The sequence below is a fragment of the Paenarthrobacter sp. OM7 genome, assembly GCF_029873575.1.
Taxonomy (GTDB): Bacteria; Actinomycetota; Actinomycetes; order Actinomycetales; family Micrococcaceae; genus Arthrobacter.
Genome location: NZ_CP123579.1, coordinates 3,435,153 through 3,457,080, shown reverse-complemented (window position 1 = coordinate 3,457,080; position 21,928 = coordinate 3,435,153). Strand labels below are relative to the sequence as shown.

The 21,928-nt window shown below is 61.5% G+C and carries 21 protein-coding genes and 1 pseudogene; 15 read left to right on the top strand and 7 right to left on the bottom strand.

Going from position 1 to position 21,928, the window contains the following annotated elements; genetic code table 11:
* Window positions 1-71: 71 nt before the first annotated feature.
* The 4 genes from wecB to QEH68_RS15940 form a co-directional block, all read right to left on the bottom strand.
* Window positions 72-1,214 (bottom strand): UDP-N-acetylglucosamine 2-epimerase (non-hydrolyzing), encoded by a 1,143-nt coding sequence (wecB, locus tag QEH68_RS15955; protein WP_280623367.1) that lies wholly within the window; start codon window positions 1,212-1,214, stop codon window positions 72-74.
* Between the two features lie 605 nt (window positions 1,215-1,819).
* The gene (locus QEH68_RS15950; RefSeq protein ID WP_280623366.1) at window positions 1,820-3,466 is read right to left on the bottom strand and encodes a hypothetical protein; all 1,647 of its coding nucleotides are present in this window, start codon (window positions 3,464-3,466) and stop codon (window positions 1,820-1,822) included.
* Between the two features lie 205 nt (window positions 3,467-3,671).
* On the bottom strand, window positions 3,672-4,244 hold the full coding sequence (locus QEH68_RS15945) for a YdcF family protein (protein WP_280623365.1): 573 nt from the start codon (window positions 4,242-4,244) through the stop codon (window positions 3,672-3,674).
* A gap of 59 nt (window positions 4,245-4,303) precedes the next feature.
* A complete protein-coding gene (locus QEH68_RS15940; protein WP_280623364.1) occupies window positions 4,304-4,768 on the bottom strand; it encodes an Lrp/AsnC family transcriptional regulator in 465 nt (154 codons plus the stop codon).
* A gap of 171 nt (window positions 4,769-4,939) precedes the next feature.
* On the opposite strand from QEH68_RS15940, the gene pdhA reads away from it, so the two are divergent.
* The 6 genes from pdhA (at window position 4,940) to QEH68_RS15910 (ending at window position 10,180) form a co-directional block, all read left to right on the top strand.
* Window positions 4,940-6,133: a pyruvate dehydrogenase (acetyl-transferring) E1 component subunit alpha gene (pdhA, locus tag QEH68_RS15935; protein WP_280623363.1), complete on the top strand. Its 1,194-nt coding sequence runs from the start codon at window positions 4,940-4,942 to the stop codon at window positions 6,131-6,133.
* Window positions 6,130-7,230: an alpha-ketoacid dehydrogenase subunit beta gene (locus QEH68_RS15930; RefSeq protein ID WP_280623362.1), complete on the top strand. Its 1,101-nt coding sequence runs from the start codon at window positions 6,130-6,132 to the stop codon at window positions 7,228-7,230. The genes pdhA and QEH68_RS15930 overlap by 4 nt, the downstream gene beginning before the upstream one ends.
* A 2-nt stretch (window positions 7,231-7,232) precedes the next feature.
* Complete coding sequence (locus tag QEH68_RS15925; RefSeq protein WP_280623361.1) at window positions 7,233-8,711, top strand: dihydrolipoamide acetyltransferase family protein; 1,479 nt, start codon at window positions 7,233-7,235, stop codon at window positions 8,709-8,711.
* A gap of 268 nt (window positions 8,712-8,979) precedes the next feature.
* On the top strand, window positions 8,980-9,363 hold the full coding sequence (locus QEH68_RS15920; protein ID WP_280623360.1) for a DUF4259 domain-containing protein: 384 nt from the start codon (window positions 8,980-8,982) through the stop codon (window positions 9,361-9,363).
* Between the two features lie 113 nt (window positions 9,364-9,476).
* Window positions 9,477-9,881, top strand: coding sequence for a VOC family protein (locus tag QEH68_RS15915; protein ID WP_280623359.1), 405 nt, complete (start codon window positions 9,477-9,479; stop codon window positions 9,879-9,881).
* A complete protein-coding gene (locus QEH68_RS15910; RefSeq protein ID WP_280623358.1) occupies window positions 9,878-10,180 on the top strand; it encodes a helix-turn-helix domain-containing protein in 303 nt (100 codons plus the stop codon). The genes QEH68_RS15915 and QEH68_RS15910 overlap by 4 nt, the downstream gene beginning before the upstream one ends.
* Before the next feature lie 35 nt (window positions 10,181-10,215).
* Here the strand turns inward: QEH68_RS15910 and QEH68_RS15905 are convergent, their stop codons facing one another.
* From QEH68_RS15905 to QEH68_RS15895, 3 genes and pseudogenes are all read right to left on the bottom strand, one after another.
* Window positions 10,216-10,674 (bottom strand): GyrI-like domain-containing protein, encoded by a 459-nt coding sequence (locus QEH68_RS15905; RefSeq protein ID WP_280628065.1) that lies wholly within the window; start codon window positions 10,672-10,674, stop codon window positions 10,216-10,218.
* A gap of 192 nt (window positions 10,675-10,866) precedes the next feature.
* Window positions 10,867-10,971 (bottom strand): annotated as a pseudogene (locus QEH68_RS15900) (MerR family transcriptional regulator); the annotation flags it as partial.
* Between the two features lie 130 nt (window positions 10,972-11,101).
* Window positions 11,102-11,878, bottom strand: a complete 777-nt coding sequence (locus QEH68_RS15895) for an AraC family transcriptional regulator (RefSeq protein ID WP_242703364.1) — start codon at window positions 11,876-11,878, stop codon at window positions 11,102-11,104.
* Window positions 11,879-11,928: 50 nt separating this feature from the next.
* Here QEH68_RS15895 and QEH68_RS15890 point away from each other — a divergent pair, with 50 nt between their 5' ends.
* The 9 genes from QEH68_RS15890 (at window position 11,929) to QEH68_RS15850 (ending at window position 21,873) form a co-directional block, all read left to right on the top strand.
* Window positions 11,929-12,387 (top strand): DUF2000 family protein, encoded by a 459-nt coding sequence (locus QEH68_RS15890; protein ID WP_280623357.1) that lies wholly within the window; start codon window positions 11,929-11,931, stop codon window positions 12,385-12,387.
* A 47-nt stretch (window positions 12,388-12,434) separates the two neighbouring features.
* Window positions 12,435-12,800, top strand: coding sequence for a cupin domain-containing protein (locus tag QEH68_RS15885; RefSeq protein WP_280623356.1), 366 nt, complete (start codon window positions 12,435-12,437; stop codon window positions 12,798-12,800).
* Window positions 12,801-12,871: 71 nt separating this feature from the next.
* Entirely contained in the window at window positions 12,872-13,084 is a 213-nt protein-coding gene (locus tag QEH68_RS15880; protein WP_024817767.1) for a DUF4177 domain-containing protein, read from the top strand.
* 214 nt (window positions 13,085-13,298) lie between these two features.
* A complete protein-coding gene (locus tag QEH68_RS15875; protein ID WP_280623355.1) occupies window positions 13,299-15,506 on the top strand; it encodes a S8 family serine peptidase in 2,208 nt (735 codons plus the stop codon).
* 115 nt (window positions 15,507-15,621) lie between these two features.
* A complete protein-coding gene (locus QEH68_RS15870) occupies window positions 15,622-16,494 on the top strand; it encodes an MBL fold metallo-hydrolase (protein WP_242703361.1) in 873 nt (290 codons plus the stop codon).
* 338 nt (window positions 16,495-16,832) lie between these two features.
* On the top strand, window positions 16,833-17,816 hold the full coding sequence (locus tag QEH68_RS15865; RefSeq protein ID WP_280623354.1) for a hypothetical protein: 984 nt from the start codon (window positions 16,833-16,835) through the stop codon (window positions 17,814-17,816).
* 98 nt (window positions 17,817-17,914) lie between these two features.
* Entirely contained in the window at window positions 17,915-19,510 is a 1,596-nt protein-coding gene (locus QEH68_RS15860) for a cell wall anchor protein (protein WP_280623353.1), read from the top strand.
* Between the two features lie 152 nt (window positions 19,511-19,662).
* Complete coding sequence (locus QEH68_RS15855; protein WP_280623352.1) at window positions 19,663-20,880, top strand: MFS transporter; 1,218 nt, start codon at window positions 19,663-19,665, stop codon at window positions 20,878-20,880.
* 60 nt (window positions 20,881-20,940) lie between these two features.
* Window positions 20,941-21,873 (top strand): hypothetical protein, encoded by a 933-nt coding sequence (locus QEH68_RS15850; RefSeq protein WP_280623351.1) that lies wholly within the window; start codon window positions 20,941-20,943, stop codon window positions 21,871-21,873.
* The last annotated feature ends 55 nt before the right edge of the window (window positions 21,874-21,928 follow it).

Genomic DNA, 21,928 nt, shown 5'->3' with positions numbered 1-21,928 from the left:
AGGCAAGAGTGCCTACCCTCAACGGGAAGGCAGCTGCCCTGGCTGGACAGTCCAGCCAGGGCAGTTTCAAATTAGCTTACGAATTCCGGGATGCGTGAGCCAGTCCCGAGGAGCTGGGCCACAGCTGCAACTGTCCGCTCGGCAGCCTTTCCGTCACCGTAGGGGTTCACGGCGTTGGCCATTGCGTCGAATGCGTCCTGCTGATTGAGGAGGCGGTCAACTTCCTTGACGATCTTCTCTTCGTCAGTGCCGATAAGCGTCACGGTTCCGGCGTCAACTGCTTCCGGCCGCTCCGTGTTGTCGCGCATTACCAGAACCGGCTTACCGAGACTCGGCGCCTCTTCCTGGACTCCGCCGGAGTCTGTAAGAACGATGTGCGCCAAGGAGAGCATCCGGGTGAATTCGCCGTAAGCCAAGGGCTCAGTGACGATGACGTTCTCTTTGCCTTCCAGTGCGGGCAGAACCGCTTCGCGAACAACAGGGTTCTTATGGGCCGGCAACACAATCATCAGTTCCGGCTCTGCTTCGGCAATGCGAGCCAAAGCGCGTCCAACACCACGCATCGCATCGCCCTGGTTCTCGCGGCGGTGCGTTGTCACCAAGAGGATCCGGCGGCCGCTGGCAGCAAGCTCCTCCAACTGCGGATCCGAGAACGGGATGTGCTTGTCCACGGTGGTCAGGAGTGCATCAATGACTGAATTACCAGTGACGACGATGTCGCTTTCGGAAATCCCCTCGGCCAGCAGGTTACCGCGGCTGACACTGGTCGGGGCCAAGTGGAGGCTGGCGATCTGGCTCGTAATTTTGCGGTTTGCCTCTTCAGGGAACGGAGAGAACAGGTCACCGCTCCGGAGACCGGCCTCTACGTGCACCACCGGGATGCCATGGTAGAAAGCAGCGATGGCGCCGGCCGTGGAGGTGGTCGTGTCACCTTGGACAATGACTGCATCGGGTTTGTTGGCCGCAAACAGTTTGTCCAAGCCGTCAATCGTGCGGGTCATGATGGCAGACAACGATTGACGTTGCTGCAGGATGTTCAGATCGTGGTCCGGGACGATTCCAAACAACTCGTTGACTTGGTCCAGCATCTCGCGGTGCTGACCAGTGACGGTCACTACGCACTCGAAGTCCGCAGACTCTTGAAAGGCGGTAACGATCGGAGCCATTTTGATGGCTTCCGGACGGGTACCGAAAATTGGCATGACGATGGGCATGGATTCCCCCGAGAAAGGCAGTGGCTGACCAGCCGATGCTATCGCACCGCCCCTCGAGGTCCTTAATTACGTATGACGCAATATATTGCTTAGCGGCCAAACATCAAGGTCAGAGCCAGAATCGGAATACTCAGAGAGACAAGCGTCACAACTGCGAGGGCTACAAAGCGTTTGCGACGAAGACTGACGTCCTTGGACGGGGTCGAGGGAGGCTTCGGGGTCTTTCCCGCAGGCGCCTTTATCTCTGGCGGCGCCGAAGGTGAGGTTCGGTTGACCACTGCGGTCGGCCCGCGCCCTGCTGTCGCCTGACTGTGCTGATCTCCAGGCAGGAGCGAAGAAGGAACGTCACCCCTGAAACGACGCCGTCGCATGTGGCGCGGAGAAGGCGAAAGGGTAGCTGTTCGGGAAACAGGGTTCGTCACATCATCACTCCTCAAGTGCGTTGAAACGAGACAGGGTCATAATCAATTCTTGCATCTGGGAAGTCGAGTGACATATCCGACCGCTTGGACAGTGCCTCAGAATGGCATGCAAGGAGGTCTTAGTTAACACGACATAGCGACGGCGTCCGCCCACCATGGGGGGCGGACGCCGTCAGCATTGCGTCACCCCCGGTCAGAGTAGAGGGCGTCGTTCTTCACTCCCGAACCGTTAGTCACGTTGATGAAGTAGTTCTTGCCAGATCCCAGCGACGTACTGCCGAGTCTGGCCGTCACCGACTCAAGAAGCGGGTTGATGCCCAGTTGCTTCCCATACGTGGGGTTATAGCTGGTGGCTGCTACGGTCTTGTCGAACACCCTCCCGTACGCATCGGTCCATTTGACCTGTATTGTTCCCCCACTCAAGTTGTGACCTGTGACCAACACGTCACCATTCCCGTAAAAGATGGAGTCGGTAATCACGGGAGTCGTGCTGCTGGTTTTGAGCCGGTCCAGCATCGGGGCGTACGTCCCACTACATGTGAAGTACGGATCCCACATGAAGGAAATCACCTTTCCCGGGGTGTTGCCCAGCTGCTGGAGTTGTTTGTTAATTCTGGACTTTGTTGTCTGACCGCGCAGGCTGTTGTTGCAAGGATTCTGCGATGTAGCTGGCGCCATACCTTCCAAGTTCGCCCAAAGCTCCGCCCCGGTACCTTCAACCCCTTCAGCCAGAGCTACGAAGTAATCACGAGTTGGTGCCAAGTACTTACCGCCCCATGTTCCGCTGCCCACTATCGCGGCGGCATACTGATCCACACTGTTTCCGGATTCGCTTCCGAAGAATGAAGCGCCTTTGCCGGTGCCCATGCCATCTTGGACCGCGATCGCCAGATCAACGCCATTGGCGGTGTTGGCAATGTTTTCAACTGCTTGCCGTGCCTGATCAACTGTGACTCTGCCGGAGAAGGCGCTTCGTGAGTCGATATAGGGGCTGACAATTGCTGAGCGAGTTGGCTGGTACTGGGCGATCCTCGAGTTCTGGATTTCGTAAACCGTCAGGACCGCATCCCAGACGGCCCCATTGCTGAGCGGCATCTCCGTGTGGTGGTAGAAACCTGCCAAGCCTGGAACGTCGTTTACTTTCTCTTGATAGAGCAGGAATCGCGCAGTGAAAAGTGAAAACGTGGCTTGGTAGGAGAGATCGGGCAAGTACGTTATGTCGGTTCTCTTGACCGGCGAAGGCAGTCCAGCGTAGTACTTCATACCCAAGCTGGTGGCCGTCTTCCCCAGCGAAATGGAAATTGAAGACTGGCCACCCGTTATCACAACTACGTCATAGGTATTGGTGGATGAAGTGCAACCGCTTCCTTGAACGGGTAGCAACAGGATGGTGTATTTCGTGGTGCCATTGGTGACTGTTTTGTCACGCCCGCACAGCACGGCCGGCGATCCCCATGAGCTGTTGTCCGAATAGGTGAAGTAGCGATTCACGCTGACCCCGGAGGCAGCGGCCTTCGCACAGTTGACGCCTGATATTGTGCACCCAGCCGGGATGGTTGACAGCGTTGCAGGCTTGAGCAGCGAACCGAAGGTGATGACGGTGTCACCACCCACTGATTTAATGTCTGTCAGTTTCTTCAAATTGTTTGCGTCACTGGTGCTGCCATAGATGAAGTAACCGCTGATGGGATAAACAGGAGAAGTTGCAGCTTGTGCCGGGGACCCGTGAAGGATACCGAGCACCAGAACGACCGCTGCCATAAGGCCGGCTATAAGGTGACGGGACCTGCGGGGAGGAAAAGGTGTCGGCTCTGCTCTAAAAGTGGCCACGGAGGATCCTTGGGCTCGTAGGGTGAGACCTTGGACCTATGGCAAAAGGATGGCGCGCTGGATCCCGAAAACTCAATAGCTTGACCGGAACCTTCATGTAGCCAAAAAGTTTGCAAAACCTATGAAGTGCTTTGACTTCGAAGCCGACGGCGATCGATATGGCGTTACTAGTTTTGTCATACCGGCCAAGTCCGTGGAGCCGGCTCTAACTACTCGAGCACTCCGGTCGAATCCACGTATCCATCAAGCCGCCGCTTTCCACCACAAACCGGTCCAGCCAAGCTCCCGCTGAGAGGTCAGGCTGGGAACCAACCATCTGCACCTCTGCGGAAGTACATTGCTCAATGAGGGTGCCGGCGCGCATCACGTGATACTCCGACGTCACCACCGTCACGGACTTCCAACCATGGTCTGCAATCAAGTCGCGAAGAGCTTCGGCCTCGCCCCTCGTATTCAGCGGTGAGGGGCGGAAGCACACCAGGTCAGGATCGTCTTGATCCTCGTCGCACAGCGCATCGCCCTCCACGTTGCCCGCCAGGCCAGTCGTCGAGACCACGAGGACAGGTATATCCAGTTTCTTCTGCAATTTCTGAGCCACAGGCAACCGTTCCTTGCTCATGCCGCCCAGAACAACGATCGCATCAGTACGGTGAGGGGTTGCCTGCGGAGGGTCGTAGAAGAACTGAAACGCGGCGATCAACCAAAGAACCGCTGCCAGCAGACATGCCCCCACGAAGACGCCAATGGCGCGTGTGGCGGGGGCAGTTTTGAGGGGCACGGGGACAGTCTAAGGTTCGGAAATGTGTGGTTCTCCCAGAAAAAGGCCACCCAATCCGACTACCGCGTATCAACATCCTCGAAAACGAGGAAAGTCTGCGTATCCTGCACGCCGTCCATGGACTGTAACTGGTCGAAGATCACACGCCGGAGGTGGATGTTGTCCGTTGCCCGGACCAAAAGAATGACGTCAAAGTCTCCGCCTACCAGGGCGATGTGGTGGATTTCCGGGATCGCGCGCAGCTGTTCCTTGAGTTCGCGCCACGAGTGCTGCTGAACTTTCAACGTCACGTAGGCCGATGACCGAAGGCCGGCTTTGATGGGATCCACCAGGGCCGTGAACTTGGTCAACACACCTTCGCCCGTGAGGCGGGCGATCCTTGTATAGGCGTGGGCGCGGCTGATGTGCACGTTCTCGGCCACTTGGGTGACGGACATGCGCCCGTCGGTGGTCAGCTCCCGGATGATGTCCCGGTCCACACTGTCCAGCGGTACGGCGGTCTGCTCCGCCTCGGCCTCGCTCACTGGCTCTCCAATTCGTCTACAGCACGGGCACGTTACCCAGCTCACAATTGCAATTCGTCTTTCAGAATACCCATTCCAGGAAAGGGCTTCCATGATTCAGCGGAAAGCTGGATACGAAACAAGGCTCGGGAACATACTGGAAGCACATAGTGGCTAGAGAAGGACGGACCAATGACGATCCACGCAGACCACTCTGCGCCGGAAACGGCTGTAGAGGACCACGCCGCTGACGTTCGAACAAAATTCGGCATCAGCGTTGAGGACTACATGCTCCCCGCCCGGCACCAGATCCAAATGGTGAACCCGGACGGCACCCTCCGCTCCCATGACGAGCAAGGCACCGAGCCCGGCCACGAGTACCCCACGCCCAGCGATGCGGAACTGATGGCCGCTTACGAGCAGCTCGTCGTCGGACGTCGCGTCAACGACCAGAACTCGGCGCTGGTCCGTCAGGGCCGCATGGCCGTCTACCCCTCAAGCCACGGCCAGGAGGCCTGCCAGGTTGCAGCTGCCATGTGCCTCAGCGACGGCGACTGGCTGTTCCCCACTTATCGTGACGCCGTCGCCGTCATGACCCGCGGGGTGGACCCCGTTGAGGTGATGACCATCTTCCGCGGCGATTGGCACGGCGGGTACGACCCCAAAGAGCACAACGTGGGCATTCAGTGCACGCCGCTGACCACACAGCTGCTGCACGCCGTCGGCGTCGCGCATGCTGCCAAGCTCCGCGGTGAAGACACGGTAGTCATGGCCATGTGCGGCGACGGAGCTACCAGCGAAGGGGACTTCCACGAGGCCCTGAACTTCGCCGCCGTCTTCCACCTGCCCGTCATCTTCTTCGTGCAGAACAACAAGTACGCCATCTCCGTACCGCTCAGCCACCAGTCCGTGGCGCCGTCCCTGGCTCACAAAGCTGTGGGCTATGGCATGGCCGGTGAGCGCGTTGACGGCAACGACCTCGTCGCGCTGCTCGCAGTCATGGACCGCGCAGTGAAGCTGGCCCGCGACGGATCCGGCCCGCTGTTGATTGAGGCCCACACGTACCGCATGCAGGCCCACACCAACGCCGACGACGCCACGCGTTATCGCCCGGACAGCGAGGTCGCCGAATGGCAGGCCAAGGATCCGCTGGCACGCATGAAGTCCTACCTCACCGACAAGGGCCTCCTCGACGACGAGGCGAGCAACAGGATCGCCGTGCATGCCGAAGCCGTCGCAACCCAGCTCCGCGAAGGCCTTGGTGAGGACGTCCCGGTCCAGCCGCTGGACCTCTTCAAGTACGTCTTCGACAAGCAAACGCCGCAGCTGAAAGAACAGTCCGAACTGCTCGCCAGCGAACTCGCACGAGAGGAGAGCGCAAAATGACCGTCACCACTGCTGCCACAGGCACCACCACCGCTAACGTCAGCGCAGCCACCGCCAGCGCCGCCGCTTCCGCCGCGGCCACTGCAGAAGCCACCGGCCCGCAGAGCCTCACCATGGCCAAGGCACTGAACACCGCGATGGCCGACGCCATGCGCGCCGACCCCTCCGTCCTGGTATTCGGCGAAGACGTCGGAATGCTGGGCGGCGTCTTCCGCATCACTGACGGCCTTATGGCCGAATTCGGCGAACAACGCTGCTTCGACACCCCGTTGGCTGAGTCAGGCATCGTGGGTATGGCGGTGGGCATGGCCATCAACGGTATGCGGCCCGTCATTGAAATGCAGTTCGACGCCTTCGCCTACCCGGCCTTCGAGCAGATCGTCAGCCACGTCGCCAAAATGCACAACCGCACCAAGGGCAAGCTCAAAATGCCCATGGTCATCCGCGTTCCGTACGCCGGCGGCATCGGGGGAGTGGAGCACCACTGCGACTCCTCCGAGTCCTACTACGCCCACACCGCAGGCCTGAAGGTCTACACGCCCGCCACAGTGGCCGATGGCTACCGCATGCTCCGCGAAGCCATCGACTCCGATGACCCCGTGATGTTCATGGAGCCCAAGAAGCTCTACTGGTCCAAGGACCAGGTGGACTTGGGCGCCTTGCGGGCAGAGCACGACGCCGGCACCTCCACCGAGGGTCGCGCGGCTGTCGCTCGTCCCGGTACGGATGCAACGCTCATCGCGTACGGCCCGTCGGTTCCCACCGCGCTCGCTGCGGCTGCGGCAGCTGCTGAGGAAGGCCGTTCCCTCGAGGTCATCGACGTCCGTACCCTCGTCCCTTTCGACGACGAGACCGTCTGCGCGTCTGTACGCAAGACGGGACGCGCCGTCGTGATCGCCGAAGCCCATGGATTCGCGTCCGTGTCCTCCGAGATCGTGGCCCGCGTCCAGGAACGCGCGTTCCACTACCTCGCCGCCCCGATCCTCCGCGTGACCGGCTTCGACGTCCCGTTCCCGTCTCCCAAGCTGGAGCACTACTACCTGCCAAGCGTCGACCGCATCCTCGACGCAGTCGACGACCTTCAATGGGAGGACTGACCATGAGCTCAGATATGCAGGTCTTCAAACTGCCCGACCTTGGGGAGGGCCTCACCGAGGCCGAACTGGTGAACTGGCTCGTTGCCGTGGGCGACGAGATTGTGGTTGACCAGCCCATCGCCGAGGTTGAGACCGCCAAGTCCATGGTTGAGGTGCCCTCGCCTTACGCCGGCAGGGTTGCCGAGCTGCACGGCGAGGCTGGTCAAACGCTCGACGTCGGCAAGCCGCTGATCTCGATCGCCCGCGCTGGCTCCGTGGGGGCTGCGCCCGCTGCCGCGGCGCCTGTTCCGACCAGTTCCGTGGATCCTTCCCCGGTGTCCTCGGGCCTTGATGTTTCGCCCTCTGTGAAAGCTGCTGCCGAGACGTACCGGACCGAGGAGAAGGCCGGCTCGGGCAACGTGCTGATTGGGTACGGTACGCCCGGGGGAGCTACCGGTGGCCGGACCCGCCCGCGGAAGGCGAGTGTCAGCATCACTTCTTCTGTTTCGGTGGCTGAGCCTGTTGCTGCGCCTGTGATGGAGCCGGCTGTGGCGGGGACGCGCATCCCTGGCAAGCTCAGTGCTGTCATCTCTCCGCTCGTCCGCAAAATGGCGCGCGACCATGGTGTCTCCCTCGACGCAATCGAAGGTTCAGGTGCCAGCGGGCTGATCATGCGCAGGGATGTGGAGGCTGCTATTACGGCGCCTTCTGTTGATGCTCCTTCTGCTCCCGCTCCGGTGGCCGCTCCCGTTGCCGCTCCTGCTGATGCGGGAGCCGTTGACAGCCGCACGGGTTTGGCCGTCTCGGCGCGGACGCCGGTTCGTGGTGTCCGCAAGGCGGTTGCCGCGAACATGACCCGCAGCCGCTCGGAGATTCCGGAAGCGACCGTGTGGGTGGACGTGGACGCCACCGCGTTGCTGGAGATGCGGGCCGAGCTCAAAAAGCGCGCACCGCACGACACCCCGGGCCTACTGGCTTTCATAGCCCGTTTTGTCACGGCTGGGTTAAAAAAGTATCCGGCCCTGAACACGCGCTTTGAAACTGCTTCGGACGGCTCGCAGGAGATCGTTGGCTTCGAAGGCATCAACCTCGGCTTCGCCGCGCAGACGGACCGGGGCCTTGTGGTTCCTTCCGTGCGGAACGCGCACGAGTTGAGTGCCCGTGAACTGGACGCAGAGATCCGTCGACTCACCGCCGTCGCACGCGACGGGAAGGCGACCCCAACCGAACTGGGCTCCGGCACTTTCACACTGAACAACTACGGCGTGTTCGGCGTGGACGGCTCCGCCGCGATCATCAACTACCCCGAGGTTGCGATGCTGGGTGTGGGGCGCATCATCGACAAGCCCTGGGTGGTCAACGGTGAGCTGGCCGTCCGCAAGGTGACCGAACTGACCCTCGCTTTCGACCATCGGGTGTGCGACGGCGAAACCGCGGCCGGCTTCCTCCGGTACGTTGCTGACGCCATCGAGAACCCGGGTCGAGCGCTCGCGGACATGTAACCCTCTCTCACATCCCTTGGGCTTGAGCGAGTCGCTCTATCAGATCCCTCGGGTTTGGGCGGGATGCTCTCTCACCTCCTCGGTATCCGACCAGAGGCGGGCCTCCCATTCCGGGTTGCCCGCTGGGTGGGTGGACGCTGAACCTATGCCTAGGGCCCGGCGAGCCCAATTCTTCTTGCAGAAGCAGTGGCGTGGAATGAAGCTCAACCAAAAACCTCCTTCGGCGGTCGTTTCAGACATGATGAATACACAACGAGAGGAGTTCGGAATGGGTGCTTGGTCAACGGGAAGTTTCGGCAATGACGATGCCCTCGATTGGTTTGGTGATCTGAAGGAAGCGCCGGAGGTCTTTCCCTTCATTCAGGAAACACTTGCGGTTGGTTCCACGGAGAGCATCGTTGCCGCCGGTGCTGTATTGGCCCTCCTGAGTGGCAACAGCGACATAGAGGTTCATCCTCATGTGGCCGAGTGGGCTGCTGGCAGGCCTACTCCGCCCCCGGCTCTGAAGCTGAGCGCTGCGAATGCCATCCAGGACATCATCGAGGACCCCGAGGCTGATGGGCACGATGTGTGGGCGGAACTCGGTGAAGACGACGAGGACTATGTGGCATGGCTTGCAAATCTGAAGAAGATCCAAACCCTGCTGCATTGATGGCTGTCCGGTTCGCGGTTCACCGGCGGGTTCGGTAGGGAGTGCACCTGCCGTGTCAGGTTCGCTTAACCCGGGTCTTGACGCCGCACTTGCATTTTGCAAGTATGTGCCCCATGAGCCTTTTTATCACCTGCCCGGTTGAGAACGTCGAGCGAGCGACAGCTTTCTATAGCGCCCTTGGCTGGACCCTCAACACTGAGATGTCCGATCACAACGTGTCATGCTTTGCGATCGCGCCGGAGCAGTACGTCATGCTCGGCAGTCGCGAGATGTACGCGAGCGTCGGCGGGGCCGAGGAACTGGTCGGGGGACCCGACACCCCCTCGAAAGTTACGGTCTCATTCGACCTCGGCAGTCGTGAAGCGGTGGACGAACTCATTGAGCGCGCAGGAGCCGCCGGCGGACGGATCGGTGACACCGATGACTACCCCTTCATGTACCAGCGCCAGTTCGATGACCCCGACGGCTACCACTATTCCCCGTTTTGGATGAAGCCGGACGCCGATCCGACAGCGTGAGCAACCTCGCCGCGGCCCTCGATGTCGTCGGAGCACGGTGGGCACTGCTTATTGTGGAGCGGCTGCTCGACGGACCACAGCGTTACGGCGATCTGCAGCGCGAGCTGGGAGTGCCGACCAATATGCTTGCGACGCGCCTGCGCGAGCTTGAGGCCGCCGGCGTACTTTCCCGCCTGCCACTCCGGCACAACACCCGGGCCTACGCGCTGACCGATAAAGGGCTCGCCTTGCGCGAGGCGATCGTCGCGCTTGAACGCTGGGGCAGCGGGCAATGGCCTGGGAGCACCCCGGAAACCTAATTCTTCAGGCGCCGTCATACGAACCCGGGAACGTTTCAGCGGCGACGAACAGGCTGCTGCAGCTCGGTCACCCAGTCGGACTGGTCCTCTGTAACCGCTCGGACGTAAAGTTCCCGGCACGGCCCTGAATGAACCAGCCCTCGAGCGAAGATCTCAGCGTGGAGCGCCTGCCAGCTTTCTGCAATGTGTTCCATGGAGCCTAGATGGACGCCGCAGACGGCATTTTCAACACCGGGTAGCTCAATGATCTCGATGCCGGCGCGGGCGGGTCCCGTGTAGGCGTAACCGGCGATGATTTGCAGGCCGTCTTCAATCGTCTCGTACAGCGCGACTGGCGTCTTTAGAGTTCCACGCTCATCGCCGATGACCTGGGCAACGGCGTCAAAGGAGGGACCCACGACACTTGCGACCTCAGGTTGGTCTGCTACGACCGCGCGGCGGGCTGCGAGGCGGACAGCGGGCAGAGACTTCTCGATGATCTCGATCTGGGACATGTGGTTCTCTTTCTCGATGAGATGGAGCCGCCGTTGCACGTCGACGAGGCGGCCAGCAGCGATCCGGTGTTCCTGCTCGACCTCTGCGCGGCGAATCCGCAACAGAGCTGCGATGCGATCGGCCCCGACGCCCTGGTCAAGAATCGACGAGATGTCGTTAAGGCCGAAGCCGAGCTGGCGCAGTGCAACGATTCGATGCAGGCGCTCAAGCTGGGAGGGGTCATAGGATCGGTAACCGCTGAACTCGTCAACGTGGGCTGGTACGAGCAAACCCGCGGTGTCCCAATGCCGCAGCATCCGATGGGTCACCTGACCGATCTGCGCGAAAGCTCCGATGGATAACATGACTCAGTTCTCTCGCCTTCCACAGTGTCAGAGTCAAGTATCGCCCGACGCCGATCCCTTCCGCGCTCCTGGTAGGTGACAATCAGACGGTGAATGCGCCTGGCGTTGTTCCCAGAACACGCCGGAAATGCCGGGTCAGGTGAGACTGATCATGAAAGCCCGCCTCTACCGCCGCTTCTGACGCCGGGCGGCCGTCGAGAAGCAGGCGTCGGGCGCGGTCCACGCGGCGCCCCGTGACATAGCGGTAGGGGGCGATGCCATAAGCCTTGGAGAAGGCCCGCACCAGGTGGCTCGGGTGGGCCCCCAGTATTTTGGCTGCTTCGGCGATGGTGAAGGACTCAAAAAGACGGTCGTCCAGCATCTCGCGCAACTGGCGGGCCAAGGGAGCGTCCCGTGCCGGCGATGAAGGCGTTCCCAAGTGTGAACGCACGGATTCGCGGAGAGCCAGAACGCCGCATTCGGCCTCCATCGCATCCGCCGGCAAGGTAAGCGCCGTATGGATGCCGGTCACGGTTGCCACCGTCTGCGGATCCAGTAGTAATGGTTGCGCCACTGCCGCCTCCGTTGCCTTGGCAGGCAGCCAGTCTTCGCTCAGGTAGAGGACTCGTTTACGGAACGATTCACCTCCGACGGCGGAGCGACCGTCGTGCGGGACGTGCGGGGGCAGCAAGGTGATTGAGGCGGGAACTGCCTGATGCTCGGTGCGTCCGAGGTCGTAAGTCACTGCGCCTTTGTCGATCAGAAGCACAGTCCAGTCCTCATGCGTGTGGGATGGGTAGCTGTGATCCTCAAACGTTGCATGCAGCACCTCGCGCACGTATGGCACAGCGGGATGCCATGCCTGCACCGAGTTCCCCATGCAAGAAATGTACAAGACGACCACTTCTGTTGGCGGCCATGCTGGGAAACATGCAGGAAAACTCCTCAACAGTTATTGATTCCACTTACCCCGCAACCGGCCGCTTCGAGACAAAAATGGTGGTGGTCCTTCGCGACGATCTTTTGCCGTGGCAAGAGCTCAACGTGACAGCCTTCCTGATGAGTGCCATTGCCACCAGTGCCCCCGGTCTGACGGGGGAGCACTACCAGGACCGGGACGGCAACAGCTACCTTCCTATGCTTCGCCAACCCGTCCTGGTTCCTACTGCCGGTCGGAAACTTCTGGCAGCGGCTCGGGAGCGGGCGACTTCCCGTGAAATTCCCATCGCCGCGTATACCCGTGACCTCTTTGCCACGGGCCACGATGAGGCCAATCGCGCGGCCGTGGCGGCCGTCGCTGCCCCGGATCTCGATCTCGTGGGAATAGCCCTCCGCGGACCCCGAAACGTTGTTGATCGGATCGTCAAGGGCGCACGAATGCATGCGTGAAACGCCCGACGCCCGAATGATGACATCAAAAGAAAGAGCTGACTAACATGACCGATTCCGTTCGCAACATCAATGCCGCCCTTAATTCGATCTCGGAGCATTGGCAGCCGCACCGGCTGATCAGTATCAATGACTATGACGTGAAAGTGGTGAAGATCCAGGGCGAGTTTGTGTGGCACACCCACCCTGATACCGATGAACTGTTCATGGTCATCAGTGGCAATCTCACCATTCAACTCCGCGACGGCGATGTGGAGCTAGGGCCGAATGACATCTACGTGGTCCCCAGAGGAACCGAGCACTGCCCCAAGGCTGAAAACGAGGTTCAGGCACTGCTGTTCGAGCCAAAAGGTACCGTCAATACTGGCGACGCTGGTGGTGACATGACCGCTGGACTGCGTGAACTGAGCTGAATCCCATGGGTTCCCCGCCGGCGTCGAGTAGCCTTGCACGCAACCGTCCGGCAACAGAAGGAAGTGGTGCAATGCAGCAGTACGTCGTTCTTCAAGTGATCCTGAAAGAGAAAATGTGGGGCGCCGGTTCGGGGAACCTTCCCTCTCTGGAAAAGGCCATCAACGATCAAGCCGCAAAGGGGTACCGGCTCCACACCATCACCACTGCCAGCAGCGGGAGCAAGGGCGTGATCGGCGGGGGCGACCGCATCCAGGCGACGATGGTGTTTGAGCGCGTCGGCTGAGTCCTTATAAGCGTTGGATATTCATCCGTCCCGTCCCTTCCGCCGAGGGGCGGGGCGCCTTGGCTGGTTGCTTTCGCGGGAGCTGTCACAAACCGCGATTCGTACCATTTAAAGCCGGGAGTCAGCTTACAATTCCTTGGGGGTCAACTGGTGGTCTCCAGTTGCCCGCAATCAGCCGCTCAGGGTTGGTCGCGACGTCCCAAGGATGCCCCTGATGGTTAATGACTCCCGAATCCGGTCCCTGAGAGCTGCAGGTCTGGCACTCACTACTCTTCTGATCGGCGGTGGCCTGGCCGTCCAGCCGGCCGCAGCAGACACCCTGGATATTGTTCCCGCTGGGCCGCAGGTGCTGAAGCCTGCCCCCGAATCGCCCACAGATCAGTTCATTGTGGGGGTGAAGGACGCCACGGCCCAGTCTGCCGACAAAGCAGTGCGCGATGTTGCCGGCAAAGCGGCCAGCTCGCTCGGTGCTGTGGCCGAGGCTTCCCGCCAGAACGCCGCGGGCGGGCATGTCATCAAGCTCGATAAGCCGCTTTCCGCTGCGGAGTCCGCGCTTTTCGTCAAAACGCTGCGCACCGATCCAGCCATTGCCTACGCAGAGCCGGATGACATCATGCATGCCACCGCGGATGCCACTGACCCCGGCTTCCCGGATCAGTGGAACCTGAAGGGTCCTTCCGGCATCAATGCGGCGGGAGCCTGGGACTACGTCAAGGGCGAGAACGTTGTTGTTGCCGTGGTGGACAGCGGGATCACCCGGCACGAGGATTTGGACGCGAACGTCCTGCCCGGTTATGACATGATCTCCTACGCCGAGGATGCCCGGGACGGCGACGGCCGCGATCCGGACCCCACCGATCAAGGTGACTGGGAGCCAGCTGGCGTGTGCGAGGTTGGAAGCCCCGCTCAAAACTCGTCGTGGCACGGCACCCATGTGGCCGGGATCATCGCAGCGGTTGCCAACAACGGGCAGGGCGTCACCGGCGTAGCTCCGAATGCCAAGATCCTGCCCGTCAGGGCGATGAGCTACTGCGGCGGCTACACCTCTGACATCGCTGAATCAATCATCTGGGCCGCTGGCGGAACCGTTACCGGTGCGCCGGTCAACCCCAACCCGGCCCGCGTGATCAACCTGAGCCTCGGCGGTATCAAGCCCTGCTCGGCGACCTACCAAAACGCCATTAATTTCGCCCGCAACGCCGGTGCCGTAGTTGTGGTTTCGGCAGGAAACTCCAACCGTCCCGCTGCCGATGCAAGCCCGGCCAACTGCGAAAACGTCATCACCGTGGCCGCCAGCAACGCTTCCGGCGGCCGCGCGCAGTACTCAAACTACGGCAGTGCAGTGGACGTCACAGCCCCTGGCGGCGACATGAGCCAGGCTGCCAAGAACGGGATCCTGTCTACGTTCAACTTCGGAAAAACCACCAGCGCCGGATCTGCCTACGCCTGGATGCAGGGAACCTCCATGGCGGCACCTCAGGTGGCTGGGCTGGCGGCGTTGCTGATCTCGGCCGAGGGCAGCAGCGTCACACCGGCCCAGGTGGAGCAGCAATTGAAAGCCACCTCGAGGCCTCTTCCGGCCGGGTGCCCGGCTGGTTGTGGTGCCGGCCTTATTGACGCCAACAAGGCACTCGCCACGTACGGCGGGACGGCCCCGGTCAACAGGAGAAAGATCACCGATTTCGACGGCGACTCCCGCAGCGACGTCCTGGCCCGCGACTCCAGCGGGCGGTTGTGGCTGTACGCAGGCAACGGCTACCGCGGTTGGCTTGCTGCCCGCCAAATCGGTTCGGGCTGGAATGGCATGACCGCTATCGAGGCTCCCGGTGACTTCGACGGCGACGGCAATGCCGACGTCCTGGCACGCGATTCCAGCGGCCGGTTGTGGCTGTACCCGGGTAATGGTTCCGGTGGTTGGCTTGCTGCCCGCCAAATCGGCTCGGGCTGGAACGTGATGACTGCCATTGAAGCTCCCGGTGATTTTAATGGGGACTACAAGACCGATGTGATTGCCCGCGACTCCGCCGGTGTCCTGTGGCTGTACCCGGGTAATGGTTCCGGTGGTTGGCTTCCTGCCCGTCAGATCGGTCAGGGCTGGAACGTCATGACCGCCATTGAGGGCGTGGGTGACTTCAACGGAGACGGCAAAGCCGATGTCGTGGCCCGCAACGGCTCCGGAGCACTCCTGCTCTACCCGGGCAATGGTTCCGGTGGCTGGCTCCCGGCTGGCCAGATCGGTCAAGGCTGGAACATCATGACCGCCATCGAATCTCCGGGCGACTTCAACGGGGACGGCACCGTGGACCTCTTGGGTCGCGCCAGCAACGGCGACCTGGTTCTCTACGGCGGCAACGGTTCGGGCGGCTGGATCTATGCCACCCAGGTAGGATCCGGCTGGAACATCATGACTGCCATCCTCTGAGGCACTGCACGTAAATCAGTGCGCCGCGATAGTCCGGGTTCCGCGCCCTCCCAGCTTTCCGTGGGTAGAGTAGAGGCCTGAACATCGCCGGATTGCACTGTAAACGGAGAATCAATTGTCAGCTTGGCTAGAACTCGGTCCCAACAACTACGTCCTGGAAACCGAGGGGTCCTTACTGAACACCGGGCTCGTAGTGGGCTCCGAACTCGCTATGGTCATCGACACCGGTTGTGGCCCCCGCCAAGGCCGGGAGATCCTCGCAGCAGTGCGCGAGAAGACCCAGCTTCCACTGGTGGTTGTGAACACCCATGCCCACTACGACCACTACTTCGGCAACGCCGTCTTCGCGGACGACGGCGTCACGGAGTTTTGGGCGCATGCCAACTGTGCGGCGGCTATCGAGAAAGACGCCGACAACCAGCGGCGCTTCGTGGCTACCAACGAACCTGAGATGGCAGCGGGGGAGGGTGACGCCGTTGACATCGTAGTTCCCAACGCGTTGGTCCATGACCAGCCCGTGTTGGTGGACCTCGGTGGGATCACTGCCACGCTCTTCTATCTTGGAAGGGCCCACACTGATGGCGACCTCCTGGTGGGCACCAGCACCACGCTGTATGTTGGCGATTTGGTGGAGCAGGGCGCGCATCCGTCATTCGAGGACTCGTATCCGGAAGAATGGGCCGATGCCTTGCGGCACATCTCCGCTCTACGCCACCGCTATGAATTCCTGGTTCCAGGTCACGGCAAACCTGCCAGTGACGAGTTCGTGAAGACCATGGCAGACACCATGGGTACGGCAGTCCGGCAGGCCACACAGTCCATCCGTGACATGCCCTCGGACGCGACCAAAGCGATTCCGGTCCTTCCCTACGGCCCTGAGCAGTCCCGTTGGTTCATCAAGAGGCTTCAGGAAACCAATGCCCAGGGTCGAGCGTCGCTGGCCACGCCGGACTTCGGGCCTGAAAAGACCGGGTTCTACCCTTCGTAACAAGGTTCCTTACGAATTTGTCACCTTGTTGACTCCCAACCATGGACTATTGGGTAACTCCAGTCCTAGGATGAAGGCGACCGTTCGGTTCGCGACTACCTGGGGGTGTCGAGATGAAGGGGACACGCGTCTTCCCGCGTGCTACCAACATTCTCCGCTCAGTCATGATCGCTGGAGCCGGAACGGCAATTTGGATGGCTCTATCAGCAACAGGCGCCAGTGCCGATACCGGAGCCGCTGATAATCGCTCACTTCTTGGTGAAGTAACGTCCACCGTCTCCTCAACTGTGCCCTCGGCGACCGGGTCGGTAAGCAGCACCTCCAACCAAGCAACCAGGATGATAGGTGCGACGACCACAGCGGCTGCTGACGCCGTCGGGGCCGCTGCAAAAGCTGCGGTTCCACAGGCGACGGCCCCTGCAGTCAGCCTCCCTTTTCCCAACGTGCCGCTGCCCGCACCGGTCAAAACGGTCGTGCCCGCAAAACCAATCTCCGTTCCAGTTCCGGTGGTGACACCCATCGTGGAGCAAGTTGCGGGATCTGTCGACGCACTTGGGGAGAACGTCCCAGTCGTCAACCTTGTGGTTCCGGCTGACACAGCCGAAACTGTTGTGGACACGGTGGTCGCGCCGGTAACCGGAACCGTTGACCGCGCGGTCACGACAATGGTCCCTCCCGTCAACGAAGCGCTGAAACCTGTTGCTCTGGAACCAGTCACCGACGTGACCAACCCGATTGTTCAGCCGATCGTCGACGTGGTTGATGACGTCGATGACAAGGGTCTGCCCCCTGTCGGATCGGTCACCGCGCCGGTTCTGCCACCTCTGCCTGGAGGCGTGGGAACCTCACCTCCAGCAGCGCCGGGAGGAGACGCGGCACCGGGCGTTGGCACTCTGCCGGGTTCCGGCGTCGTAAGTTCACAACCGGGGGTGGCTGCGACCGAAAATGAAGTCAAGGTACCTGCAGCGGCAGGAACCGTGCCAGCCACCCGTGCCAATGCTCCGGGTACCGCCACCACGGCGTCGCCGGTGCTGTCCATATCCCGTGTGCTGGGTTCTGCAAGCTCAGAACAAGCCGTCGGAGTTGGGTCAGCCCAGGAGCCTGCGGAACCCGCAGACCTCCCTGCCGGCTCCGGAGCAGTGCCGGCCGGACTCGCGGGCACCGGCTCGGGTAACTCCCAGAACGGGCCCCCGAGCCCCGCAGCGGCATTCCTGCACGGTGCATTGATCATTCCCGCAGATTCCCTCACTGACCTGGAGCCGGTCAGCGATGAACAACATCCAAAGCCGGTTTCATTCGATCCCGGCTCCTCTCCTGACTAGTTCTCCAGCCCCGCTGCGCAACAAGACGCAGCCGACGGCAATGCAGGCGATCCGCCAACGGACGCCTACGGGAACAAGACTTTCAGGAGAAGATCACCATGAACAGGACCTTACGCAAGTGCCTTATCGGCACGTGCTTTGCCGGGGGCATGATTGTCCTCAGCGCAACCGCGGCCAACGCCGCGGACACCACTTCCGGCAAGGATGGAATCCTTTCCGGAACGCAGGTCATAGCGCCAGTAACAGCGCCGATTTCCACGGGCGCCACATCACTGGGACTGTTGGGGGATTCAGCAGCTACGGCGTCCGCGCCGGGAGCTGCTGGAGGTTCGGGCCATGCGCCTGCCGCCACCACCAATGGTTCCAGCAGCATCGGCTCCGGGACGCAAGTAGTCGCCCCGGTCACGGTGCCCACGAACCTGGGCTCGTCGTCAGTGGGTCTGCTGGGGGGCTCCACTGTGGCGAGCCCAGCCACACCTGCCGCACCAGCAGCGGCAACAGGTTCGACGCCGGCGGCCGGGACCAGCGGGTCCGGCGGCATCGCCTCGGGAACCCAAGTGGTAGCGCCGGTGACGGTGCCTATCACCGTGGGTTCGACGTCGGCCGGTGTCTTGGGGGATTCATCAGCCACCACCACGCCCGCAGCATCAGTTCCAGCTCCTGCACCGGCTCCTGCGCCGGCGCAGGCAACAACGTCGGGGGGAGAGTCAATCGCATCCGGCGCTCAGGTAGTGGCTCCGATATCGGTCCCTGTTAACATCGGAGCCACTGCTGTGGGTGTAGCTGGGGACTCTGCGGCTTCGTCCGGTTCGTCCGCGCCTGTTGCTCCAGCTGCTCCTAGTGGGACCTCGTCGGGTACCTCGACGAATGGTTCGGATGGCATCGGCTCTGGCACTCAGGTCGTCGCGCCGATTACGGCTCCGGTGAACGTGGGCTCTACCTCGGCCGGTGTGTTGGGTGACTCATCAGCTACGAACACCGGAACCAGCGGTGGGACTGCTCCTGCTGGTACCACGGGTGGTAGCACCACGAGTGGTTCTGGTGGTGTTGCTTCGGGTACGCAGGTTGTTGCGCCGATTACGGCTCCGGTGAACGTGGGCTCTACCTCGGCCGGTGCGCTGGGTGACTCATCAGCTACGAACACCGGAACCAGCGGTGGGACTGCTCCTGCTGGTACCACGGGTGGTAGCACCACTTCCGGCAATGATGGACTCCTCTCAGGCACCCAGGTGATCGTTCCGATTACGGCTCCTGTAAGCGTCGGCTCCACCTCGGTGGGGGTCGGCGGCGGATCGGCGGGCACTGTCACGCCACCCGTTGTTACGCCTCCGGTGGTGAATCCGCCGGTTGTTACGCCTCCGGTTGTTACGCCTCCGGTAGTGCACCCTCCGGTTGTTACGCCTCCGGTGGTGAACCCTCCTGCCGTGAACCCGCCTGCTGGTGGCGGACTCGTCCCCGGTGGTAACACCGGTATCGATACGGCAGGTGTCGGCACCCAAGCCGCCACGATTGTTCCGGCTGGTTCAACCCAGGGCTCGATCACGGCGGCAGCCTCTACCGCCGTCGGGAGCTCAAACGCACTGGCCACTACGGGACTGAACGGCACCGTCGTTTTCTGGGCGGGTGCCATGCTCCTCATGGGTCTCCTCTTGGCAGTAGGTAGCCGCCGGAAGGAAGCAGTCAACCGCCGGTAGTCCTCGGCACGCAGTCCCGCTCGGCAGGTAGTTCGTTGCGGCTCCGGACCCAGGGGCCGCAACGGACTGCGGAGCGCACTGGTCCACGGGTGGGCATTGCACAACGTAATGCTTGCCCTGACCTCAGTAACCGCAGTCCTAGGATGAAAGGGATGACCAAGACCCAGACAAATCCAACGTTCAGCCTTCGCAGCGTTGCTTTGCCGGCCTTCGGGCCCGCGTTGCTGTTCTGCATCGGTGAAGGGGCGGTCCTTCCGGTCATTGCCCTCTCGGCGCGTGACCTCGGAGCGTCTGTGGCCGTTTCCGCGCTGATAGTGACGCTGATTGGACTGGGCTCCTGGATCTTCAACATTCCGGCGTCGATCATCACGGAGAAGTTCGGCGAACGATGGTCGATCGTCGGGGCCGGTGCCTTGGGCGCAATAGCGCTGGGTGCGGCGGCGTTCGCACCGCAAATGGAGCACGGCCTATGGCTGCTGGCTGTCTCGATGACGCTCGTTGGCATGTCAGCCAGCGTCTTCAACCTTGCCCGGCAGAAGTTCCTCACCGAAGCGGTCCCGGTTCTCTATCGCGCACGGGCACTGTCCACATTGGGCGGCGTGACCAGGATCGGTCTCTTCATTGGGCCGTTCGTTGGGGCCGGCGTCATGCAGTTTGCGGGCATAAGCGGCGCGTATTGGGTGGGCTTTGCGGGCATGATGGCGGCCGCGGCTTTGTCGCTCACCATCCCGGATTTAGTGGCTCCGGATACGTCCGACGGCGCCCCTCGCCCTCCAGCGTCCACGCTGCGGAGTGTCGCTGCCTCCCATGCGGGCGTGTTCCTGACCGTTGGGTTCGGGATTCTGCTGTTGAGTGCCTTGCGTGCCTCGCGTCAGGTGGTGATCCCGTTGTGGGCGGATCACTTGGGGCTTGATGCCACCCATGCCTCGCTGTTGTTCGGCCTGTCCGGCGCAATCGACATGCTGGTGTTCTACCCTGCCGGAAAGCTTATGGACAGGAAGGGCCGGCAATGGGTGGCCATCCCGTCTACGGTGATCATGGGATCGGCCTTGATCCTGATCCCGTTCACCGCAGGGTTTGTGCCGCTGCTACTGGTTGCACTACTGATCGGGTTCGGCAACGGCATTAGTTCAGGACTCATTATGACGCTAGGTGCCGACTTCTCGCCGGACAATGGCCGCAGTCACTTCCTAGGCATCTGGCGCTTCATTGCTGACTCGGGCGGAACCGGGGGACCGGTGCTGCTTTCCGGGCTGACGGCCGCCATCTCGCTGTCCGCAGGGATCTGGGCCACAGGCGTACTGGGCTTCGCAGCGGCAGTAGTGTTCGCCGTCGCAATTCCCAGATTGAAGCACCGGCGGAATTACTGACGTGAGCTGGTCATGTCCCGGGATTCTGGGGTCTCCGACCTCCGCGGCTAGACTACCGTGGTGTCTGAAAACCTAGTTGTCGATACCCCGACGCCATCCAGCTTCCCGGACCTTCACTCATTCCTGTCCGCTGAAGAGGTTCCTGCAGGGCTGATCGAGATCCAGCACCAGGGCTTGCCGCTTGAGATACTGAACGTCCCCGCCGATTCCGATACCACCTTGGTGTGCTTCCACGGAGCGGCCGAAAAAGACGTCCGACTCCCGTGGTTCCTGGGGCAAGGAGTCACCGCCGGGCTACCAGTCAACCGCATTTTTATCTCAGATCCCAGCCTCCGCAAATCAACTGACTTCAACCTGGCTTGGTATGCGGGCTCAAAAGAGCAGCCCGATCTTCAAGAGACCCTGGCGGACGTTGTTAGACGCATTGTGAGGGAGACCGGAGGTTACAACCTGGTGTTCTTCGGCAGTTCCGCCGGCGGATACGCCAGCCTTGCTTTGTCGAGGTTCTTCCCAACATCGCTGGCGCTTGCTGTCAATCCGCAGACATCCATTTCCCGTTTCTACCCTGGGGCGGTGGAGCGCTACATGACTTACGCCTGGGAGATGGACGGCAAGGATATGTCCGAATTACCGGCCAGCGTGGCTCATAACCTTATTCCGGCGTATTCGGCGGGCTTCAGTCACACTGTGGCTCTTGTTCAGAACGCCAAGGACTGGTTCCATATCCAGAAGCACCAGCTGCCATTTGTTGATGTTGTTGGTGACTCGGACAACCTCTTCATGCTGATGGACCGGTGGGGACCCGACACTGGTGATGGCCACATCCCCCCGCCCAAGGAGCTGATCAGGGCGTGCTTCGAAGAACTGGCGAAGTGTCGCGGTGACTGGCGGGCAGGACTCACTGCCTCTGGATTCCAAGCAGAGACGACCCGTCAGGACGTGAAACGGCGTGTGTTGGATACAGCTCCAGCAAAGGCTGCTTCCGACACCTAGGCCTGCTCTCCAACGCAACGACACGGACGGCCGCAGGACAACCCCGTGAGGGATT